The organism is Xanthomonas fragariae, assembly GCF_900183975.1.
Lineage (GTDB): Bacteria > Pseudomonadota > Gammaproteobacteria > Xanthomonadales > Xanthomonadaceae > Xanthomonas > Xanthomonas fragariae.
Genome location: NZ_LT853882.1, coordinates 3,794,869 through 3,814,688 on the forward strand (window position 1 = coordinate 3,794,869; position 19,820 = coordinate 3,814,688).

A 19,820-nucleotide genomic window follows, 5' to 3' on the forward strand; every position below is an offset into this window, starting at 1 on the left:
TGACGTAGTGGTATGCCACTGTGATCATTAGAATTACGCCTCATTTCTGCTATTGCAATCGACATGGCCAATGCTCCCGCCGCGCTGACCGCCCACTACGCCGCCGAACTGGAGACGATCCGGTCCCAGGGCTTGTTCAAGTCCGAGCGCATCATCACCGGCCCGCAGTCGGCCCGGATCACCTTGGCCGATGGCCGCAGCGTGCTCAACTTCTGCGCCAACAACTATCTGGGCCTGGCCGACCACCCGGACATCATCCAGGCCGCCAAGGATGCGCTGGACACCCACGGCTTCGGCATGGCCTCGGTGCGCTTCATCTGCGGCACCCAGGATCTGCATAAACAGCTCGAACGCACCATTGCCAACTTCTTCGGCACCGAAGATACGATTCTCTACGCGGCCTGTTTCGACGCCAACGGCGGCCTGTTCGAACCGCTGCTCGGCGAGCACGATGCGATCATTTCCGACGCGCTCAACCATGCGTCGATCATTGATGGTGTGCGCCTGTGCAAGGCGAAGCGCTTCCGCTACGCCAACTGCGATATGGCCGAACTGGAAGCGCAGTTGCAGGCCGCCGATGCCGCCGGTTGCAAGACCAAGCTGATCACCAGCGACGGCGTGTTTTCGATGGACGGTTTCATTGCGCCGCTGAACGAAATCACCGCGTTGGCGCGCAAGTACAACGCGTTGGTGCATATAGACGAATGCCACGCCACCGGCTTTCTCGGCGCCACCGGCCGTGGCTCGGCCGAGGTCGAGGGCGTGCTGGACCAGATCGACATCTTCACCGGCACGCTGGGCAAGGCCATGGGCGGCGCACTGGGTGGCTTCACCACCGCTAAGCGCGAAGTCATCGAACTGCTGCGTCAGCGCTCGCGCCCGTATCTGTTTTCCAACGCGCTGCCGCCGCATGTGGTGGCCGCCGCCATCAAGGCGTTCGAGATGCTGGAAGCCGCCGGCGCGCTGCGCACCCAGTTGGTCGACAACACCCGCTACTTCCGCGAGCGTATGAGCGACGCCGGCTTCGACGTCAAACCCGGCGTGCATCCGATCAGCCCGGTGATGCTTTACGACGCACCGCTGGCGCAAAAGTTCGCCGAGCGCCTGCTGGAAGAAGGCATCTACGCGATCGGTTTCTTCTTCCCGGTGGTGCCCAAGGGCCAGGCGCGCATCCGCATTCAGATCAGTGCCGCGCATACCCGCGAACACCTGGATCAGGCGATCGCCGCGTTCATCAAGATCGGGCACGAACTCGACGTCATCAAAGACTGATGCGCACGGTCCTGCGCCAACGGCTGCTGCTGGCGGCGCGGACCGATGCGCAGGCGCACTTGTTCGACGGCAACTGGGATACCCGTTGCCTGCATTGCCGTCGGCGCCTGCAGGTGCGCGCCGACGGCGAACCGCTTGGACGCGCCACGCTGGAACACGTGGTGCCGCAAGCCTGGTTCGGCCGTCGCGCTGCGGCAGAACTTTGCGCACTGGTCGGCGACGATGCGAATGCGGCACGCAATCTCGCCGTGGCCTGTGCCAGTTGCAATCACGCCAAAGGCCGTCGCCACGATGCCAACGGCGGTGGCGACGCACGCGCCTTTGAAGTGGTGAGCGCCTTGCTCAACGCACGTCTGGCGCGCTGGCGGGATCCAACATCAGCGCCCTGAGGTCCTCTGCACTGAGCATCCGCCACGCACCTTTGCCCAACTCACCCATGGCCAGCGCGCCGATCGCCACACGCACCAAGCGCAGCACGCCGATCTCAACCGCAGCCAGCAAGCGGCGGATCTGCCGATTGCGGCCTTCATCCAGCACGATCTCCAGCCATGCATTGCGCTCGCCCTCGCGTAGCAGGCTGACCCGTTTGGCGCGCAACAGCGTGCCATCGCCATCGCCATCAGGATCAGGATCAGGATCAGGATCAGGATCAGGATCGATGACACCGCTTTGCAATTGCGCCAACTGCTCAGCACTCGGGCGGCAATCGATCTGCACGTGATAGGTCTTGTCCGGCCCGGTCGCGGGGTCGGTCACCGCCGCCGCCCATTGCGAGTCGTTGCTGAAAAGCAGCAAGCCTTCGCTGGCCTTGTCCAACCTCCCGACCGGGGCGATCCACGGCAACCCAGCGCCATCGAAACAGCGATACACCGTGTCCCTGCCATGCTCGTCGCGCACGGTGGTGACCACCCCACGCGGCTTGTTGAGCATCAGATAGCAGCGCGCCGGCCCGGCCAGCGGCTGCCCATCGACGGTGATGCTGGACTGCTGATCTGCGCGGATCGGAAATTCGGGGTCGCGCACCACGCGTGCGGACACACTGACGCGCCCTTCGGCGATCCAGCGCGTCGCTTCAGTACGCGAACACACACCGAGCTTGGACAACACGCGCGCCAGTCCATGACATGGCGCAGTTACAGCAGGCCCTGCACCAGAGGCGCGTGAAGCGCTTGCCGATACCGGGCCACGGTGACGTTGCCGGGACGTCGCCGGCGCAGGCCGCCGGGTCATGCCGTCCCGACCGTGCCGTTTACTTATTTTCGACCGACTTGGCGTCGGCCGCAGGTGTCGCGGTTGCAGCAGCCGGAGCCGGGGCGGCCACCGGGTGTGCCTTGACCACGCGCACCCCGCGCGCCTTCATCCAGGCATCGAATTCCTCGGCGGTCATGCGCTTGCCGTTCTGGCTCATGTCGAAGCGCCACGGCGTGTTGTCGAACACGGTGGTGGCCTTGTAGGCGGCCGGATCGTTTGGGTTGACGGTGCCACCAGGCGCAATGACCTTGGTCAAATCCTGGCAGCCTTCCACGCGCAGACGCAGCAGCACGCGATCCACCGATTGCTCGTTGCTATAAGGCTGCGCCAGCACGCCGGTAGGCATGCCCAGTTGCACGTTGCGGGTGTAGAACTCGGCGGCCGCTGGCGCAATAACGGTGGCGGGCAACGGCAGCGGCTGGGACACCGTGCTGCCGGCGCAGTTCGGAACGGCGTAGGCGGCGGGAATCAAAGCGAGACAGAGCAATCCTGCCGTGGCGGTACGCAGCATCGGGTTCTTCCAATTATGAGTGTGGTATTGCGCGGCGAGTGTAGGCAGCGATGAACGCTGTTTCAACCGGAACCGTGCCTGGATGGCAACACAGACAGGATTGGCGCTGGTTGATGACACATGTTTGGGTTCTACAAAGACAAAACCCGGCGCAGGGCCGGGTTTTGTATGAAGCAAGCTAGCGGTCCAATTAGTTCTGGACGTTCAGCTCGGTACGACGGTTCTTCGCACGGCCTTCCGGATTGTCGGAACCATTCGGGTTGGTGTTCGGAGCAATCGGACGGCTCTCACCGTAGCCGATCGGGCCAACCAGACGCGACGCCTCGACGCCGTTCTTGGTCAGGTAGTCGTACACGGCAGTCGCACGACGCTCAGACAGCTTCTGGTTGTACGCATCGCTACCCTTCGAGTCGGTGTGACCGGCAACCTCGACCTTCAGGTCGGGGTAACGCTTCAGGATCTCGGTCGCTTCGGTCAGGATCGACACAGCGTCCGGACGCAGGGTCGCCTTGTTGAAGTCGAAGTTCACGCCCTTCAGGTCGATCGAGACAGGAACCGGGCAGCCGTCCGGACCGATGGTCTGGCCAGCCTGCGAAGCCGGGCACTTGTCGTCGCAGTTGTTGACGCCGTCGTTGTCTTCATCCAGGTCTGCGCAGCTCGGTGGGACCGGAGCCGGGGCCGGTGGCGGAGCGGTCGACGGAGCCGGTCCCAACGGGATCACGACGCCGACCGAGGCCAGCACGTCACCGAACCAGTCTTCCTGCGGAGCAGCAACGCTCTGGTCGTTGAAGTCAGCGCGGTAGGCCAACTCGGCACGCACGGCGATGCGCTTGTCGAAGGTGGTCTGCAGACCGACACCAGCCTTGGCGGCAAAGTTGCCGTCTTTCTGCTGGCCCGGCGAAACCGGGTTCGGGGTTGCGTTAAACTCTTCTTCCGAGCGCTGGTAGCCCAGACCGAACAGCAAGTAGGGGTTCCAGCCGCGGCCTTCTTGGATGAAGTGGCGGCGCAGGTCGAACGAGATACCGTACTGGCTCCAGTTCTGATCCTGGTTGGCATCGAAATTCGGATTCTGATAGTTCAGCTCGCCGTCGATCGACCAGTTCGGGCTGACGAACTTGCCCAGACCCAGGGTGACGAACGGGGCATCATTGGTCAGACGATCGCTGTCCTGGAAGTTGAAGCCAGCGCTACCGGTCAGGTACCAACGGTCATCAAACTCCTGCGCGGACGCAGCCTGGGCAAATGCCAGACCGCCAAGCAACGCGGCAGTGAGAATTTTCTTGTTCATTTATACAGCTCCTTCTTTGGGAGATAAACCGATAGAGGCGTCGTTCTTGGTAAAGATGCTCGTCACATCAAGAGCCATCGGGGCGCAGATTAAGCCGGGCTCAGTGAAGATCGCGTTAACGGTCATATAACATGTGAAAGCAATCACCAAGTCTCGCAATCCCACGCGATACTACGTATACAGTTTGATGAAGGAAAGGACCGAGCGCTCAGTTCGGACATTCTACATGCATGAACCGTAGCCTAATTAGGCCACTGAATACGCTTCCAACAGGGCGGGTTGTCGTTAGTTCTAGCGTGGCGCCAAACCCACATTGGTGAACGCCAAGTCCCGCCTGAGCTGAATTGCGGGGCCTGTAGTTGCAGGCGACTTGCGCTACAAAGCACCCTGAACTCCCCACCAGGAGCGCTCCGATGAAAGCTGTCGCATTCACCCGCCATCTTCCGATCGACGATCCCGAGTCGCTGCTTGACATGGACCTTCCGTCGCCCGCAGCCCCCTCGGGGTATGACTTGTTGGTACGCGTGGAAGCGATCGCGTTGAATCCGGTCGATACCAAAGTGCGCGCGCCCAAACCGCAGACCCTGGATGCGCCGAAGATCCTGGGCTACGACGCAGCCGGCGTGATCGAAGCGGTGGGCCCGGAGGTCACCGCCTTTGCGGTCGGCGACGAGGTCTACTACGCAGGAGACATCGGGCGGCCAGGCAGCAACGCGCAGTTCCAGCTGGTTGACGCGCGCATTGCCGGCTGCAAACCGACCTCGCTCAGCTTCGCCCAGGCCGCTGCCTTGCCGCTGACCACATTGACTGCGTGGGAGCTGTTGTTCCAGCGCATGCCGTTCGCCTTCGACGGCGCACGCAATCGCGGTAAGCACTTATTGATCATCGGCGGCGCGGGCGGCGTGGGCTCGATCGCGATCCAGTTAGCGCGGCATGCAGGCTTCACGGTGATCGCCACCGCCTCGCGCCCGGAGACCATCGAGTGGGTGCGGCAGATGGGCGCGCAGCATGTAGTCGACCATCACCAGCCGCTGCATCCGCAATTGCGGGCGCTGGGCATGGAGATGGTGGATGCGGCGCTCAATCTGGCCGACACCGATCGTTACTGGCAGCAACTAGGCGAGATCCTGGCGCCGCAGGGACACGTGGGATTGATCGTGGAACCGCGCGGACTGCTGTCGATCGGCGACCCATACAAATCCAAGTGCATCGGCATCCACTGGGAATTGATGTTCACCCGCTCGCGCTATGCGACCGATGACATGGTCGAGCAGCACCGCATCCTCAATCGCGCCGCCAGCCTGATCGATGCGGGCGAGTTGCGTACCACGCATACCGAAACGCTGTCGCCGATCAATGCGCAACAGTTGCGCGAGGCGCATCGTCGTTTGGAGAGCGGCAGCACCATCGGTAAGTTGGTGCTGGCGGGTTGGTAATTGGCGGTTGTTGTTGAGATTCGAGTGCTGCATTGCGTGGGCTTGCAAATCGCCCACACCTTGGGCAGTGAGCGTCAAGACTTGCCGACAACTCCGTCTGCCTGCATCGTGCGTAATCCGTACGCCAGCGTATCTATGCCATGTCGCCCGCCACCGGCCTGTCCGCCCCGCCCTTCCCGCACCTGTTCACGCCGCTCGATCTGGGCTTCACGCAACTGCGCAACCGCGTCCTGATGGGATCGATGCATACGGGGCTGGAAGACCGTGCGCGCGATTTCCCGAAGCTGGCTGCCTATTTCGCCGAGCGCGCCGCCGGCGGTGTCGGCCTGATCGTCACAGGGGGGGTCTCGCCGAATGTGGTGGGCTGGCTCAAGCCGTTTGGCGGCAAGCTGTCGTGGCCTTGGGAGGTGCGCCCGCATCGCCAGGTCACCCAAGCGGTGCGCGAACACGGCGCCAAGATCTGCCTGCAGCTGCTGCATGCCGGGCGCTATGCCTATCACCCGCTGTCGGTAGCGCCGTCCAGGCTCAAGGCACCGATCAACCCATTCACCCCGTGCGCCTTGTCGGCACGTGCAGTGGACCGACAGATCGCCGCTTACGCGCGGGCGGCACGGCTGGCGCGCGAAGCCGGCTACGACGGCGTCGAGGTGATGGGTTCGGAAGGCTATCTGATCAATGAATTCACCGCAGCGCGCACCAATCAGCGCAGCGATGCCTGGGGCGGCGATGCTTCAAAGCGCATGCGTTTTGCGGTGGAGATCGTGCAGCGCATCCGCGAAGCCTGCGGACCGGACTTCATCATCATCTACCGGCTGTCGCTGGTAGATCTGGTTGAAGACGGCAACCAGTGGCAGGAAATCCTGGCACAGGCGCAGGCAATCCAAACAGCCGGCGCAACCATCATCAATTCCGGCATCGGTTGGCACGAGGCGCGCATTCCGACCATCGCCACCTCGGTGCCGCGTGCGGCGTTTGCCGGCGTGACCGCCAAGCTCAAGCCGCATCTGCGCATTCCGGTGGTGGCGACCAACCGCATCAATATGCCGGAAGTGGCCGAGCGCATCCTCGCCGATGGCGCGGCCGACATGGTGTCGCTGGCCCGACCACTGCTGGCCGACCCGCAGTGGACCAACAAAGCCCGCGCCGGGCAGTCGCACACCATCAATACCTGCATCGCCTGCAACCAGGCTTGCCTGGATCACGTCTTCGACAACAAGCTGGCCACCTGCCTGGTCAACCCACGCGCCGCGCACGAAACCGAGCTGATCTACACGCCGACCAGCACCTCCAAGCGCATCGCCGTGGTCGGCGCAGGCCCGGCCGGCCTAGCCTGCGCGACGGTGGCGGCCGAGCGCGGCCACCGCGTGACCTTGTTCGATGCCGCCACGGAAATCGGCGGCCAGTTCAACGTAGCCAAGCGCATCCCGGGCAAGGAAGAATTCAACGAGACGTTGCGCTACTTCGGCCATCGCATCGAAGCGACCGGTGTTCAGTTGCGTCTGAACACCCACGTGCAAGCGGCCGATCTGAAGGACTTTGACGAGGTGGTGCTGGCCACCGGCATTGAGCCGCGCAAGGTGGACTTCCCCGGCGCCGATCACCCGATGGTAGTCAGCTATCTCGACGTGGTGCTGGGCCGCCATGTGGCCGCAGACAAGGTGGCGATCATCGGTGCCGGCGGCATTGGTTTCGATGTCGGCGAGTTTCTGGTGCATGCAGGCGAATCGCCGGCGCTGGATCCGGCACGCTGGATGGCCGAATGGGGCGTGGACCCCAACTTCGAGACACGCGGTGCATTAGTCAAACCGCAACCCGAGCGCCCCGCTCGTCAGGTCTGGCTGCTGCAGCGCCACCCGGGCAAACCGGGTGCACGCCTGGGCAAGACCACCGGCTGGATCCATCGCGCAACGCTCAAGGCCAAGGGCGTCAAGATGCTTGGCGGCGTGGAATATCTAGGCGTGGACGATTCAGGGCTGCGAATTCGCGTGGACGGTAGCGAACAGTTGCTCGACGTCGGCATGGTGGTGGTCTGCGCCGGGCAGGAACCGCGCCGCGAACTGCTTGCTGCGCTGCAATCCGACGGACAGCAACCACATCTGATCGGAGGTGCGGACGTGGCAGCCGAGTTGGATGCCAAGCGCGCCATCAATCAGGCGTGTCGGTTGGCGGCGGCGTTGTAGGACATTTTTCGCAACGTTCTTTGTTGGTCAGCACGGCGATCGGAATGGTGCTGAAAGCCGGCGCACATACCGCTGCATCGCTGTGGCAGCGCGATCAACTGTTGCCGCTGGCAGTGATCGCGACGCTGGCGCCACCGATCTTCACCAAGCTGGTACCGTATCTGGCGCAGTCGCGCAGTCGCGCCGTCGCGCCGTCGCAACTTCGCAAAAAGAACACCTGTCGCCGCAGCGCACGTGCCGCGGCATCTTTGATTGCTTCGGCACGTTAATACCTGGCCCCCTTTGCATGTTCGCGATGACGAGAAACTGATAGGAACCCTTGCTTTCTCGCTACCGAAATATCCTTTAACGGTATGCATCGAAACACTAGGGAACCTCTGAACAACGCACTTCAAATGCGCGACACTACACACCTACGTTGAGGAGTCATCCATGCAACTGACGTTCGGTGACGCTGAAGGTTTGGGCAAGCGCAAGCAGACTCGCCGCGAGATCTTCCTGGCCGAGATGGAGCAGGTGGTTCCGTGGAGGCATTTGCTCGGACTGATCGCGCCGCACTATCCGGTGTCGGGGCGGCCTGGTCGACAGCCGTACGCACTGGCGACGATGTTGCGGATTCATTTGCTGCAGCAGTGGTATGCGTTGAGCGATCCGGCGATGGAAGAAGCGTTGCACGAGATCCGGACCTTGCGCCGTTTTGCCCGGCTCGGCGGTTTGGACAATGTTCCCGACGAGACCACGATTCTCAACTTTCGCCGCTTGCTGGAAACCCATGGCCTTGCAGCGCGGATGCTGGAGGCCGTCAACGCGGATCTGGTGCGCAAGGGTCAGAGCCTGCGGTCCGGCACGATCGTCGATGCAACCCTGATCGCTGCGCCCAGTTCGACCAAGAACACCGACCGCGCGCGCGACCCTGAAATGCATCAGACCAAGAAAGGCAATCAGTGGTATTTCGGGATGAAGGCACCCATCGGCGTGGATGAGTTTTCCGGGCTGGTGCACCACGTCCGTTGTACGGCTGCCAATGTGGCCGATGTCACGGTGACCCACGCATTGCTGCACGGCAAAGAAGACAGTGTGTTCGGCGACAGCGGCTACACCGGTGCGGACAAACGCGAAGAACTGCAGACCTGCAAGGCTGGTTTTTTCATTGCCGCCAAGCGTTCGACGATTCAAGCCATTGGCAACAAACGCGAGCGCCGCCAGGAAGAACGTTGGGAATACTTCAAAGCAAGTGTGCGTGCGAAGGTGGAGCATCCATTCCGCGTGACCAAACGCCAGTTTGGCTACACCAAGGTCCGCTATCGCGGCTTGGCCAAGAACACCGCGCATGTGCTGACCCTGTTCGCACTATCCAATCTGTGGATGGTGCGCCGGCAGTTGCTGCCGGCCAGGGGATAATGCTGTCTGGCGCCAGCCAACGCCGCAAGAAACCGTAGAAATCGTATCGTACGCATCAACTCTGTGCGCTATTGGCACGCAGCAGGCTCGAATTTTAGAGGTCTGGTGCGTTGTTCAGACCTTCCCTAGTGCGCGTCGACAGAGCGCCGCGTCATCTGCGTCACGGACACCGAGGCATATTAGTTGACACCACGCCGCATGCACACTATTCAGAGCGGCTAACAAAACGTAGCGAGCAGCCGCCACGCGGTGCTGTCGCGCGTTGAAGCTCACTTTCGTGGCATCACCGCAAGCCCATACGTGGCGCTGTGGTTTTTGATACGGCGCAAGGCAACCGTCGCCGCATCGATGCGACGCAGATTCAACGCTGCATGACGTGGTGCGGTGTCGCGCAACGCCAAACGCTGCAAGCAATCACAAGCTTAAACTCGGCCCATTCAGCTGCGATTATGTGACCGCCGCCTACTTTGCGTCACCTTTTTGGTCCACCCCATCTGGTGGGCACCTGCGGCAGTTTGTTCTCTCGCCGAAGACAGGGCGACCCGCGGCAGGCCGCCTCCCCATGACGCCAAGTCCTCTGCACTGATGCATCCGCCTTGGATGCTCTGCGGATCGGCCCATACGGAGCAAGGAGTTCTATGAAACTTGTTTGGATACTTTGGCTGTCGCACGTATTGCCGCAGCCGGCTGCGGATTCGCTGTGTTTGAGTACGACCGTGTACTTGGAAGCGCGTGACCAGACCTTGCGCGGTCAACAGGCCGTTGCCGAAGTTGCGTTGCGTCGTCTGGATAGCGGTTTGTGGGGCGATTCGATGTGTCAGGTGGTCACCGCGCGCAAGCAGTTCGCGCCCACGATCGTGTCTCCGGGCACGCAGCTGAAAAATGACGATGCCTGGAACAAGGCATTGGATGTGGCGTTGGCAGCGCAACGTAACTGGGCATTGCCGGTCGGGCAGCGCAAAGAAATCGTGCCGGGCGCAAGTCACTTTGCCGCAAGCGCGATTGCAAGCCCGAGCTGGCGCAATGCGTATCAGGTAGCCACCATTGGCGACCACACGTTCTATCGCGTACAGAAGCTGCGTCCGCGCACCGCCTCCTGAGCACAGCGCGTTGCAGTGACTCCCTCGCAGGGCGCACGAGGCCAGCGCGTCTGTGATGCATCGGCGCTACAACAGCGTTGATGATCGATGAACACGCGCCGAGACGTCTCACGGATTGCACAGGTCGTTTTGTTAGCCATTCTTAATCCAGCCGGTGCGGTACCGCTGCTGGCAGTGGACGATCCGGCGCTGACCCGGAACGCGACCATCCTGAATTACATTGCCGACATCGCGCCGCTGACCGGCCTGTCCGGTGATGACACCGCGCGTAGCCATGCGGACATCGATCGCTGGATCGCCTTCGTCAACGCCGACGTGCACCCGACGTTCAAGCCGGTCTTCGGTAACACAGCGTATCTGCAGAACGCCGCACTGATCGCGCGCAGCCACGACGATGCACGCAGCAAACTGCGCACACTGTACGAACGCGTCGATGCGCATCCGCAGGGTCGTACTTGGCTTGCCGGCGACGCCCACACTGATGCCGATGTGCAGGCTGCATTGAAGGCGGAAGGTCTGGCCTGAGCCAGCCGCATCGGTGATGCATTCTGTGCAGTGGCTAGGCGCACGCGGATTGAGCAGCGCAGGCCGACGTCGTTACGTGAAACATCGAAACGCTTAACGGACGCGATGCACAGACGAAAACGCCGAGCCATGCCCGGCGTTTTCGTGACTCATTTGCTGGCATGCTGCCGCGCTCTTCTTCCAGCTCGACCAAGGGCTGGTCGATGCATTCCTGGCTGAAGCCGCCCATCGGCAACGAACGCGAAACAGGCGACGGCGACGCAACACCTTTCAGCACGTCACTGCTGGATATCCAGACGCTGCTGCAACAGTGCCATTTGTCGCGCCTGGACCTCTTCGGAAGCCCATCGCGGCGCAACTTCCGCAGCATCGTCTGGCGTCGGCACCAGGCTCCAAGTCTTGCTGAACTCGTCAATGGCTTTCGCCAAGCGTGCCTGATCCTTCTCTGTAAGCGGCTGGTTGGCCTGCTTGGCTTGCAGGAGTTGGGCCATTTTGTACTGCGTATGGCAGGTCTTTTTTGCCTCTCTGCTCTGCGGAGTATGGAATTGCACTTCAAAGCCCTGCCCAACACCATCCATGAACACCGCATTGATGCCCTTGTATGGATTGGCCGGGTCCGTCGGTGCGACGAATGTGTTCTTTACCTTCAACAAGGTCATGCCCTTTCGTTCGAGGCCCTCCAGGACCGCTGTGCATTGCGCCGCGAACGCGTCCCCTTCGATTTCGACCTCGTAGCGCAACACGTCCATCACGCTGGCTGCCGCCTTGAGTTACTGCTGCGGGGTCTCCGGCTGACCGACCTTGCGCTCGATCTTGCTGCGGATCGAGTCCCTTTTCTTGCCCTGCTCGCTGATGAGCAACTTCGGCCCGCCGACGATATCGGGCACGACCTCGCGGATGGCGGCGTTGATCTGCTCTTCGCGCTCCAGCGCCAAGTTGCGCAACCGGGTGGCCAATCGCGTCGACGGCTTCCCGGCGGCGCCTTGGGGCTGCTGGTTGACAACGCGCGATGGCCCGACCGTGGCTTGCCGCCGCAATGGCGCATGTTCGGCATAAGCGACGATGCGCTCGATGCCGGGGGGTAACGGCACCCGCGCGCGGGCTTCCCGCATGCGTTCGATGAGGGTCTGAAGCGATGCGTTATCGGGTCGATCCGCCAACTGTTCGGCCTGGCTAAGCTTGTAGTCCGCGTGCAAATCGAGCTTGAGCTGCAGGCTCTGCGGTGTATGGAATTCCACCTGAAATTCGACCTGTTCGCGCATGCGCAGCTGGGCCACGACACCGCTGTAGGTTGAGCTGGACACAAAGTGGTTCTGCACCCCGATGCACCTGATTCCTTGCTTCTGCAGCGTATCCAGTGCGGTGCGCACGGTCTCAGCCAGTGCCGATGGATCGACTTCCACGGTATATCGCAGCGCGCCGCTCAGCTGACCCGCAGCGTCGTCCACGCTCAGCTGCTTCCTGCGGGCCCGCACCAGGATGTCGTCGCTCAGCGACTGCGGCGATCGCAGCTTCTTGTGGAGCAACACCAGGCGGCTGCGGCCTTGGTCTTGGTCTTGGTCCACCAGCCTGCGCATCAGCGCACTGACGCCCGGCTCTTCCTGCTGCGCGCGCAGCGCAAGTTGCCGCGCATGTTCACCGGCTTGCATCCGCATTTCCTCAGTCAGCGGTGGCATCGGCTGCGGCGAGGGCCACAGATCTTCATGCACGATGTGTTCGCTACACCGCAACATCACGCGCGCGGACAGCGTGGGAATACGCTCCAGCAGTTTCAACGTTTCTTGCGCTTCGAGCCGACCGGCCGCCAGTTTGGCCCCGGCACCTTTGGTATAGGGCACGCTGTGCAGACTGGGCGCATGCCCCAACAAGCTTTTGAGTGACGACGCACAGGCGCTGAACTCGCGCGTGGCCGTGTCGGATTTGTATGCGTCGGTGCCGACCTTGATACCGATACTCAACAGGTTGCGCAGACTTCCGAGCAGATCATCTGGCGTATAGCCCAACCGCGACCGCAGCTTGCGCCGTGGATACCTGTCCACCAGTGCATGCAGGCGCGCGCGCGTATTGCTGGCCTGCGCATAGGCGTTCTCCAGATGCGGTAGCAGTTCCGTCATCGAGCCGGGCAGCGGCAACGGCTCTTCCCGGCCGTCACGCCATTGCTGCAGCAGCGCCCGCAGCAACTCGGCCACCTGCTTGGCCGGCGCGTGCAATGCGTGGGCCACGTCCTCGTCCGCGGCCTGCACCAGGCGCTCGACCACCGCGGGATCGGGCGCGTCTACATCCAGCTGCCGAAGCACTTCGCTACGCAGCGTTGCGTCCGTGCCCTCGTAGGTTCCAAGTACCGCGCGCTCGGCCACCCATGCCTGGACCTCGGGGGTCTGCGCGTACAGGCTGACCTGCAACCCGGTGAAGTCCTCGACCACCTTCCGGTAAATCGCCATGATCTGCGCTGTGCGGCTCGGATCGTAGGCACCAGTGTCCGGATCGATCGCCGGGGTATGGGTCTTGGGCGGCTTGAACGAAGGTTGCGGATTGGCCTGCCGCTCCTGCTCGTCCTGTCGCACGTGCTGGCTCAACGTCGGCAGACCCGCAAACAACTGCACCGTATCGCCATCGCAATCGGCATCCAGGCGCTTGATCGTGGACAGGGGCAAGGCGACCAGCGAACCCGGCGCAAACACTTCCGTACCGATATACGCGCCGCGGCCGTCCACCGCGGTGTCACGCTGCACCGGTGCCTTGGAGTGCTGCCAGTCGCTGTGCACCTTCACGTCCTTGGCCGGTCCGACCCGGTCGCAATCCTTGTATTCCGCTGGCCACAGCGCATCGGGCACCACGATGTCGATGCCCTTCAAGCCGAACCAGGCCCGCTCGCTCTCCGCTCGCTGCGGCGTGGCGTCTTCGCCCGGTACCTGCACCGCGTCTTCCACGCCGACATAGCTGTATTGCAGGGCGGCACAGCTGCCAAGGAACTGCGCTGTCGCATCCTCCTCTGCCTCGGTGCCGATGCGCTCAGGCTCGAACACCACCATGTTGGCTTTATCGAAAGGCGATTTTCCGATCAGCAGATCCTTCCCGTCCCATTGCGAGCTCTTGGCCTCGGGCAGATGCGCCCTATCGTCTGCCGACGCCACCAGAATCCCCGTCTTGCCCTGGATCAGACCGTTGGCCGCGCAGCGGAACAGCGTTTCGCCGCTCAACTCCTGCTTCTGCTGCAGTGCAGGCAGCCGCTCTCGCAGCGCCTCGACCGCTTCCTGCGCGACGGCCTCGTCCGGCACATAGTGCTGCAGCGCGCTCAACGACAAGTTCGACGGACGGCCGTGACCGATCGGCTTCATCGCCTGACCGCCCTCCTGGCCCAGCGCGCGCCGATAGGCCGGCATGCGCTGGACGACCGATGCCTTGATGAAGCCACAGCCGTCGTAGGGCTGTATGGCGATCGCGCGGCCCTGCTGGTCCTGCAGCTTGAAGGGATGCGCCGGCGCATCCAGACGATCGGGCAGATCGGGCATGAACAGCATGCGGAAGCGCCCTTCCAGCACATGGTCGGCCGGTCCCAACCCGGCGATGCCGGCTGGCGGGGACGGCCTCATCAGCCGCTGGAAGTACCAGAAGCTTTCCTTGTTGGGGAACAGCTTGGTCAACAACGTCATGAAAGGCGCATCCGGCAACACATCGCAAGCGCGCACGCCCATCAGCTTGGGATTGCGATTCTTCTTCCGGGCCTGCCTGTCCTGAATGTCCTCGAACCCCGAGGCGCCCAGCTTCAACGCACTGCCGCCGAATATGTTGAAGCAATACGGCACGCCCTGGTGGGTTACCGTCCGCTCCAACTGGAAGGAAGTCGGCACGCCGTCCAGTTCCACCTCGATCACCGGCATGTTGCCGGTCAGCCGGGTCAGCAGCGAGTAGCGCCGGGAGGCGGTCTCGCTCGCACTGTCGGCAACCAACCGGCCAAAGCTATCCACCCGGGGCGGCAATGCTGCTACCCCGGCTCCTGCTTGCGGAACGTCAGGCGGATGGTTCCACTGCCGCGCCACGGCATCCAGCCGCACCCGCGCCTGGGTGTGGCCTGCCCGTGCCAGCTCCGCCTTCACCGTTGCGGCGTTTCTCGACAGGTACTGGTGCAGCGCACCGGACATCTCGTCAGACTCAATCATCGCCCGCACTGCCCAGCTCGATGCACCGAGTTCGGCATCCAGCAACGGCTGCGCCTGCTGGACCAACGTGCGCAACCATGCGCCCAGCTCTGCGCGTCGGACGTTGATATGCGCGGGAGTGCCGCCGAGTTCGCTCCATCGCCATTTCCGCGCGACCGCGGCATAAGTCTTGAGGGTCAGATACAGCGAATGTCCCGGCTTGCGCGCAGTGCGGGTGTTTCCAAGGTGATCCGCGGCCGATATGTCCTGCGCCTGGGGCGCATGCTGTTGCAGCACCAGCTCGATCTCATGGGCGATGTCTGGCTGCAGGCGATTGAGCAGTTCCAGCGTCTTCCGACGGTGACGGTGCAGCCCTGGGTCCTTGCTGCGCACCAGCGGCAGCAGCCCAACACACAGCGAGCCGTTCGCCTCCATGCTAATGCTGCCCGCCTTGCCTTGGCCGTGCAGTTCCTGCAGACGCTTCAGCGCCGGCTCGGCCAACGCGGCCAGGGTGTCGTACTGCTCCGCCTTGGCCAGCGCCTTGAGCAGGATCGACAACTCCACCATCGGAAAGTCAGCCAGCCGCTCGGGCATCTGCAGTAGATGCACGGCCAAGGCGTGCATCCGGCCGCGCATCAATGTTTCCACAGACTCGTAGCCTTGACTTTCTGCCCACCGCGACATGCGCGACAACGCGTTGGCCAGCTGTGCCAGTCCGCTTGGTGAGAAGGTCGCATAGGTATGGTTTCCGACCCCCAACCGTTCGGCGATGACCTGCATCCCCGCAACGCAGTCGGCCATGGCTTCGCCGCGGCTGAAAGCGCCGGCCAGCCATCCCAGAGTCTGCTGATTGAATACCGAAAGACCCGCAGGTTCCTGCGCGCGGTCTACGATCTCGTGGCTGATGGCGCTCAGCCCGGCCAGGCCATCGTGGACGTAGGCGACCTTGGCCAAGCCATTGGCCAACATTCCCAGCTGCTGCGCATTGAACTCTCCCGCCATACCCGGTGACTGGATGCGCCGTTCCACCTCGGCGCCAAGCGTGGCCATCGCCTGACGTGCGTTCGGGTCCGCAACTATCTTGGCCAGCCCATTGACCAGCATTGCCAAGCCCTGGCTGGAGAACTCGGACAAGCCACTGCCTGGGCCGCTACGCCGCACCACTTCCTGGCCCACGGCGCTCAACCCGGGTAGGCGGTCGACGTCCTCGGCCGCCTTGCTCAGGCCATTGGCGACCGAGGCCAGTTGCTGGGCATTGAAGTCCGACAGCCGGTCATGATGCACGGCACGCCGCGCCACCTCTCCGTCCAGCGCCAGCAGCGCGTCTACGCTGTCGCGCTCGGCACTGGCTTTGGACAGCGCGTTGCTCAACATCGTCAGCTGATTGGTGCCCAGGCCAGACAAGCCGTCCGGCACCGTGGCACGCTGCAGCAGTTCCCGGCCCAGCAGGCCCAATGCGGCCTGCATGTCCGTGCCGGAACCGCTCTCGTTCGTCTTGCTCAAGCCCTGGGCCAGAATTGCCAGACCCAGTAAGGAGATGTCCGACAACCTGCCGGCCCGCCCCACCACTTCCTGACCCAGCGCGACCAGGCCTTCGCGGCAATCGCGCTCGTCGGGCAGCTTGCCCAAGCCGTTGGCCAGCATTGCCAAATGCTCGCTCCCAACGTCCGACAAGCCATCGGGCGTGTCGCCACGCCGCGCGACTTCCCGACCTATCGCACTCAATCCGGGCACGTGCCCCCCATTTTCTGCGAGCTTGCCCAGCCCATTGGCAAGCATCGCCAGATGCTGACCATTCAGGGCAGACAACCCATCGAGCTCGCCGGCGCGTGACGCCACCTGGCGACTCAACAAGGTAAGCAGGGGCAAAAAAATGGGCGCGTGGTCGTGGCCTTCGACCGCTTTGCCGAAAGCGCGGGCCAGCACCGCCATATCGGCAAGGGAAAGAGGCAGCGATCCAGCTTCCCTTGCGGCACGCTGCAGAAACTCCTCCCCAACAGCGATCAGGCCGTCGGCGCAGTCCTGATCCTCAAGCCATTTACCCAGATCGTTGGCCAGCATCGTCAGGCCCTGCAAGGTCACTCCAGGCCACCCATCCAGCGGATCGCGACGGCGTTTTACCTCACGTGCCAGCGCGCTCAACCCGGGGAGCGCGTCTTCCGGCTGGGTCAGCTTGCCCAGTGCGTTAGCCAGCATCGCCAGGCCCTGGTCCGCAAAGTCCGCAAGGTCGCCATGCTCGGCGCTGCGCTGCGCCAATTCCTTTCCTAATGCGCTCAGCGCAGATTGACTCGCGCCGCCCTCGGCCAACTTGCTCAGTCCGTTGGCCAAGACGGCCAGCTGCTTGGCATCGTAATGCGACAGCCCGTCAAGCTCCTCGGCCTGCTGCGCCACATCCTCCCCCAGGGCCTCCAGCACCGTTTCGCAGGCAGGATCGTCCTGGGCCACGATGCGCAACGCACCAGCCAGCATCGTCAGTTCCTCATGCTTGAAGCTCGGCAATGCACCGTCGAGCTGGATGCGTCGCTCCAGTGCGCGGCCCACCGCCTTCAACCCGGTCGCGCAGCCCTGCATCCCGGGCAGCTTGGCCAGGGCGTTGGCCAGCACCGCCAGTGAGGCACACTGGAAGTCCGACAGACTGCTCGACCTCTTTAGCCGCGCGTCGATCTCCTTACCCACGGCCGCCAATGCAGCGGCGCTGTCCCGGTCGTGCGCCACCTTGCTCAATCCGTTGGCCAGCATCGCCAACTGTTGCACGTCTGCGTGCTGCGCCCATTGCGGATCTTTCGCGCGCTGCACCACTGCGCGACCCACCGCGACCAGACCGGGAGCGATGTTGCGGCCGCTGGTGGGTGGCCTGGAAAGACCGTTCGCGACCATCGCCAGGCCCTGTATGGTGAACTTGCTGAGCCCTGCCGCTGTGCCGCCGCGCCGCACCATTTCCCAACCAACCCCAATCAATCCGGGTACGTCGGCATCCCCGGCGACCTTGCCGATCCCGTTGGCCAGCATCGCCAGATCCTGGGGATTGAATTGCGACAACCCATCACGCGGCTGCACCCGCTGCTCCAGCTCTTGCCCCAGTTCCGCCAACCCGGCGCGTGCATACTCGCTGGCGTCTGCCCGGCACAGCCGCTGCCCCGCGTCGCCCGCCCGCTCAGCCTCGCTGCGCCTGCTATCGGATTCGGCGACCAGACGCCCCATCCCGGCAGCCAGAATTGCCAAATCCTTCGGGTGAACCTTCGACAATCCCTCGGCCGATCTCCTGCGCAGCACGATCTCCCGTGCAATCACACCCATTGCCTCGCCCACTGCTGCTGCCGTCTGCGAGTCCTTGCTCAACACCTTGGACAAGCCGTTGCAGATCTGCGCAAGGTCATTTGCACCAAAACCCTGCAAGTGCAGTTCTTCGTTATGATTGCCGCGTACCTGCCCGGCAATCAGGTTGATCTCATTGGCGATACGCTCTAACCCGGCCGTGCACTGCGCTATCTGCGTCGCAAGGTCCGCATCGCCTTGTGGGTTGGGAATATCCACGCATTTGGACAATGCATTGGCGAGATTGGCCATACTTAGCGGATTGACGTGCGTATCGCGATGACCATCAGCCAGGCACTGGCCGATCCGGCTCAATGCCTGGCGATAGACATATCCCGGTTTGGGGAGCCGAAACTCGGGATATTGGCTGAGCGAGTTGGCCATGATGGAAAGGCCGATCCAGGACACATGGAACCACATCTGGCTCGACTGCTTGCAGATCTCATCGGCAATCGCCGCGCAACCTTCCCATTCGCCGCCTCTCTTGGCGTTGAGCATCTTTGCGCTGGTGCTTGCCCAATAGAATTGGAATTCACGCGAGGCAGCCTGATGCGCCACACGCGGGCCACTGTTTCCTGCACCCGGTCGCAGCTGCGCGCGCGCTGGTTGCCGCGGCTGTCGCGGCTGCGCACGCGCTGCCCGCTGAGGCTGTCGCGGTTGCGCACGCGCTGCCCGCTGAGGCTGTCGCGGTTGCGCATGTGCTGGCCGCTGTGGCTGTCGTAGCCGGGCGTTGTCCATTGGTGCAACGTCGTGTTGCCTGCGCTGCTGCCCTTCGCCGCGCGGTGGCAAATTGCCGAGAATCCCTGCCGCCGGCTCATCCTGCGTACCGAATCGTTGCGCCGGCGCACCACTGGTCGATGCACCCGAGCTTTCGCCTCGTTCCAGATAATTCGAAGCGCTCGATCCGCGTGTATTTCCGATATTACGAAATCCGCCCACAGGTGCATCCTTTATCCAAGCCATTCGATGTCCAGCATGTTCTTGCCAGCGCATGCGCCATGCGTCACGCATGACGAAAGCCGGTATCGATAGATGAAGCGAACGCTGCGGCAGCACGCGAGCATGACCGCAGTTGCAGCGCATCCCTGAGACACGCGGGTCCGACACGACATCTGCAACGGGGAACTGCGTGATCGGCAATGTAGCCTGATCGAGCAGCGCAGCGAGGCCAAAAGCCCTACGCGCTGACCTCGACCAGCAGCGCACTTGCCGTGCCTATGCGGACGCACGGCATCATCGGGTTTCCGGCCGCGCGTGCATCGGCACCCGCTTGGGCGCGCGATGACCTGGTGCTACATCGGCTCTGCGCAACGCATTGCAAGCGCCGGGGCAACGTCGGCACGTGGCCGCCAAACCGGAGGCAACATCGGTTTGTTCTCCAGGGCCATAACGCAGAACGCCG

The 19,820-nt window shown here is 63.0% G+C and carries 11 protein-coding genes and 2 pseudogenes; 8 read left to right on the plus strand and 5 right to left on the minus strand.

The features are described 5' to 3' along the window. The first annotated feature begins 63 nt into the window (after positions 1 to 63). Entirely contained in the window at positions 64 to 1,272 is a 1,209-nt protein-coding gene (gene kbl, locus PD885_RS17610; RefSeq protein ID WP_002814591.1) for a glycine C-acetyltransferase, read from the plus strand. Further along, on the plus strand, positions 1,272 to 1,661 hold the full coding sequence (locus PD885_RS17615) for a hypothetical protein (protein ID WP_002814590.1): 390 nt from the start codon (positions 1,272 to 1,274) through the stop codon (positions 1,659 to 1,661). The genes kbl and PD885_RS17615 overlap by 1 nt, the downstream gene beginning before the upstream one ends. Here PD885_RS17615 and PD885_RS17620 read toward each other — a convergent pair. The 3 genes from PD885_RS17620 to PD885_RS17630 form a co-directional block, all read right to left on the minus strand. Next, a complete protein-coding gene (locus tag PD885_RS17620; protein WP_088057020.1) occupies positions 1,615 to 2,502 on the minus strand; it encodes a pseudouridine synthase in 888 nt (295 codons plus the stop codon). The two genes, PD885_RS17615 and PD885_RS17620, sit on opposite strands and share 47 nt — an antisense overlap. Positions 2,503 to 2,521: 19 nt before the next feature. Next, positions 2,522 to 3,034: a hypothetical protein gene (locus PD885_RS17625; RefSeq protein ID WP_002814588.1), complete on the minus strand. Its 513-nt coding sequence runs from the start codon at positions 3,032 to 3,034 to the stop codon at positions 2,522 to 2,524. 190 nt (positions 3,035 to 3,224) lie between these two features. Next, the gene (locus tag PD885_RS17630) at positions 3,225 to 4,322 is read right to left on the minus strand and encodes an OmpA family protein (protein WP_002814587.1); all 1,098 of its coding nucleotides are present in this window, start codon (positions 4,320 to 4,322) and stop codon (positions 3,225 to 3,227) included. A 413-nt stretch (positions 4,323 to 4,735) separates the two neighbouring features. Here PD885_RS17630 and PD885_RS17635 point away from each other — a divergent pair, with 413 nt between their 5' ends. From PD885_RS17635 to PD885_RS17660, 6 genes and pseudogenes are all read left to right on the plus strand, one after another. Next, positions 4,736 to 5,758, plus strand: coding sequence for a zinc-binding alcohol dehydrogenase family protein (locus PD885_RS17635; protein ID WP_002814586.1), 1,023 nt, complete (start codon positions 4,736 to 4,738; stop codon positions 5,756 to 5,758). A gap of 140 nt (positions 5,759 to 5,898) precedes the next feature. After that, on the plus strand, positions 5,899 to 7,938 hold the full coding sequence (locus PD885_RS17640; RefSeq protein WP_002814583.1) for an NADPH-dependent 2,4-dienoyl-CoA reductase: 2,040 nt from the start codon (positions 5,899 to 5,901) through the stop codon (positions 7,936 to 7,938). A gap of 17 nt (positions 7,939 to 7,955) precedes the next feature. Then, positions 7,956 to 8,114, plus strand: a pseudogene (locus tag PD885_RS22835) (MFS transporter); the annotation flags it as partial. A 256-nt stretch (positions 8,115 to 8,370) separates the two neighbouring features. After that, positions 8,371 to 9,339: an IS5 family transposase gene (locus PD885_RS17650; RefSeq protein ID WP_088057021.1), complete on the plus strand. Its 969-nt coding sequence runs from the start codon at positions 8,371 to 8,373 to the stop codon at positions 9,337 to 9,339. 638 nt (positions 9,340 to 9,977) lie between these two features. Continuing rightward, on the plus strand, positions 9,978 to 10,439 hold the full coding sequence (locus PD885_RS17655; protein WP_002814578.1) for a cell wall hydrolase: 462 nt from the start codon (positions 9,978 to 9,980) through the stop codon (positions 10,437 to 10,439). A gap of 141 nt (positions 10,440 to 10,580) precedes the next feature. Next, positions 10,581 to 10,964: pseudogene (locus PD885_RS17660) on the plus strand (glutathione S-transferase family protein); the annotation flags it as partial. Positions 10,965 to 11,242: 278 nt separating this feature from the next. On the opposite strand, the gene PD885_RS17665 reads toward PD885_RS17660, so the two are convergent. Together PD885_RS17665 and PD885_RS17670 are read right to left on the minus strand one after the other, a co-directional pair. After that, positions 11,243 to 11,716: a hypothetical protein gene (locus tag PD885_RS17665; protein WP_145954108.1), complete on the minus strand. Its 474-nt coding sequence runs from the start codon at positions 11,714 to 11,716 to the stop codon at positions 11,243 to 11,245. Positions 11,717 to 11,734: 18 nt separating this feature from the next. Then, positions 11,735 to 18,916, minus strand: a complete 7,182-nt coding sequence (locus tag PD885_RS17670) for a hypothetical protein (protein WP_145954109.1) — start codon at positions 18,914 to 18,916, stop codon at positions 11,735 to 11,737. Positions 18,917 to 19,820: the final 904 nt, after the last annotated feature.

Coding starts and splice junctions, on each gene's coding strand:
- PD885_RS17655 (WP_002814578.1), top strand. CDS start 9,978: ATGAAACTTGTTTGGATACTTTGGCTGTCGCACGTATTGCCGCAGCCG.
- PD885_RS17620 (WP_088057020.1), bottom strand. CDS start 2,502: ATGACCCGGCGGCCTGCGCCGGCGACGTCCCGGCAACGTCACCGTGGC.
- PD885_RS17630 (WP_002814587.1), bottom strand. CDS start 4,322: ATGAACAAGAAAATTCTCACTGCCGCGTTGCTTGGCGGTCTGGCATTT.
- kbl (WP_002814591.1), top strand. CDS start 64: ATGGCCAATGCTCCCGCCGCGCTGACCGCCCACTACGCCGCCGAACTG.
- PD885_RS17635 (WP_002814586.1), top strand. CDS start 4,736: ATGAAAGCTGTCGCATTCACCCGCCATCTTCCGATCGACGATCCCGAG.
- PD885_RS17615 (WP_002814590.1), top strand. CDS start 1,272: ATGCGCACGGTCCTGCGCCAACGGCTGCTGCTGGCGGCGCGGACCGAT.
- PD885_RS17670 (WP_145954109.1), bottom strand. CDS start 18,916: ATGCTCAACGCCAAGAGAGGCGGCGAATGGGAAGGTTGCGCGGCGATT.
- PD885_RS17650 (WP_088057021.1), top strand. CDS start 8,371: ATGCAACTGACGTTCGGTGACGCTGAAGGTTTGGGCAAGCGCAAGCAG.
- PD885_RS17640 (WP_002814583.1), top strand. CDS start 5,899: ATGTCGCCCGCCACCGGCCTGTCCGCCCCGCCCTTCCCGCACCTGTTC.
- PD885_RS17625 (WP_002814588.1), bottom strand. CDS start 3,034: ATGCTGCGTACCGCCACGGCAGGATTGCTCTGTCTCGCTTTGATTCCC.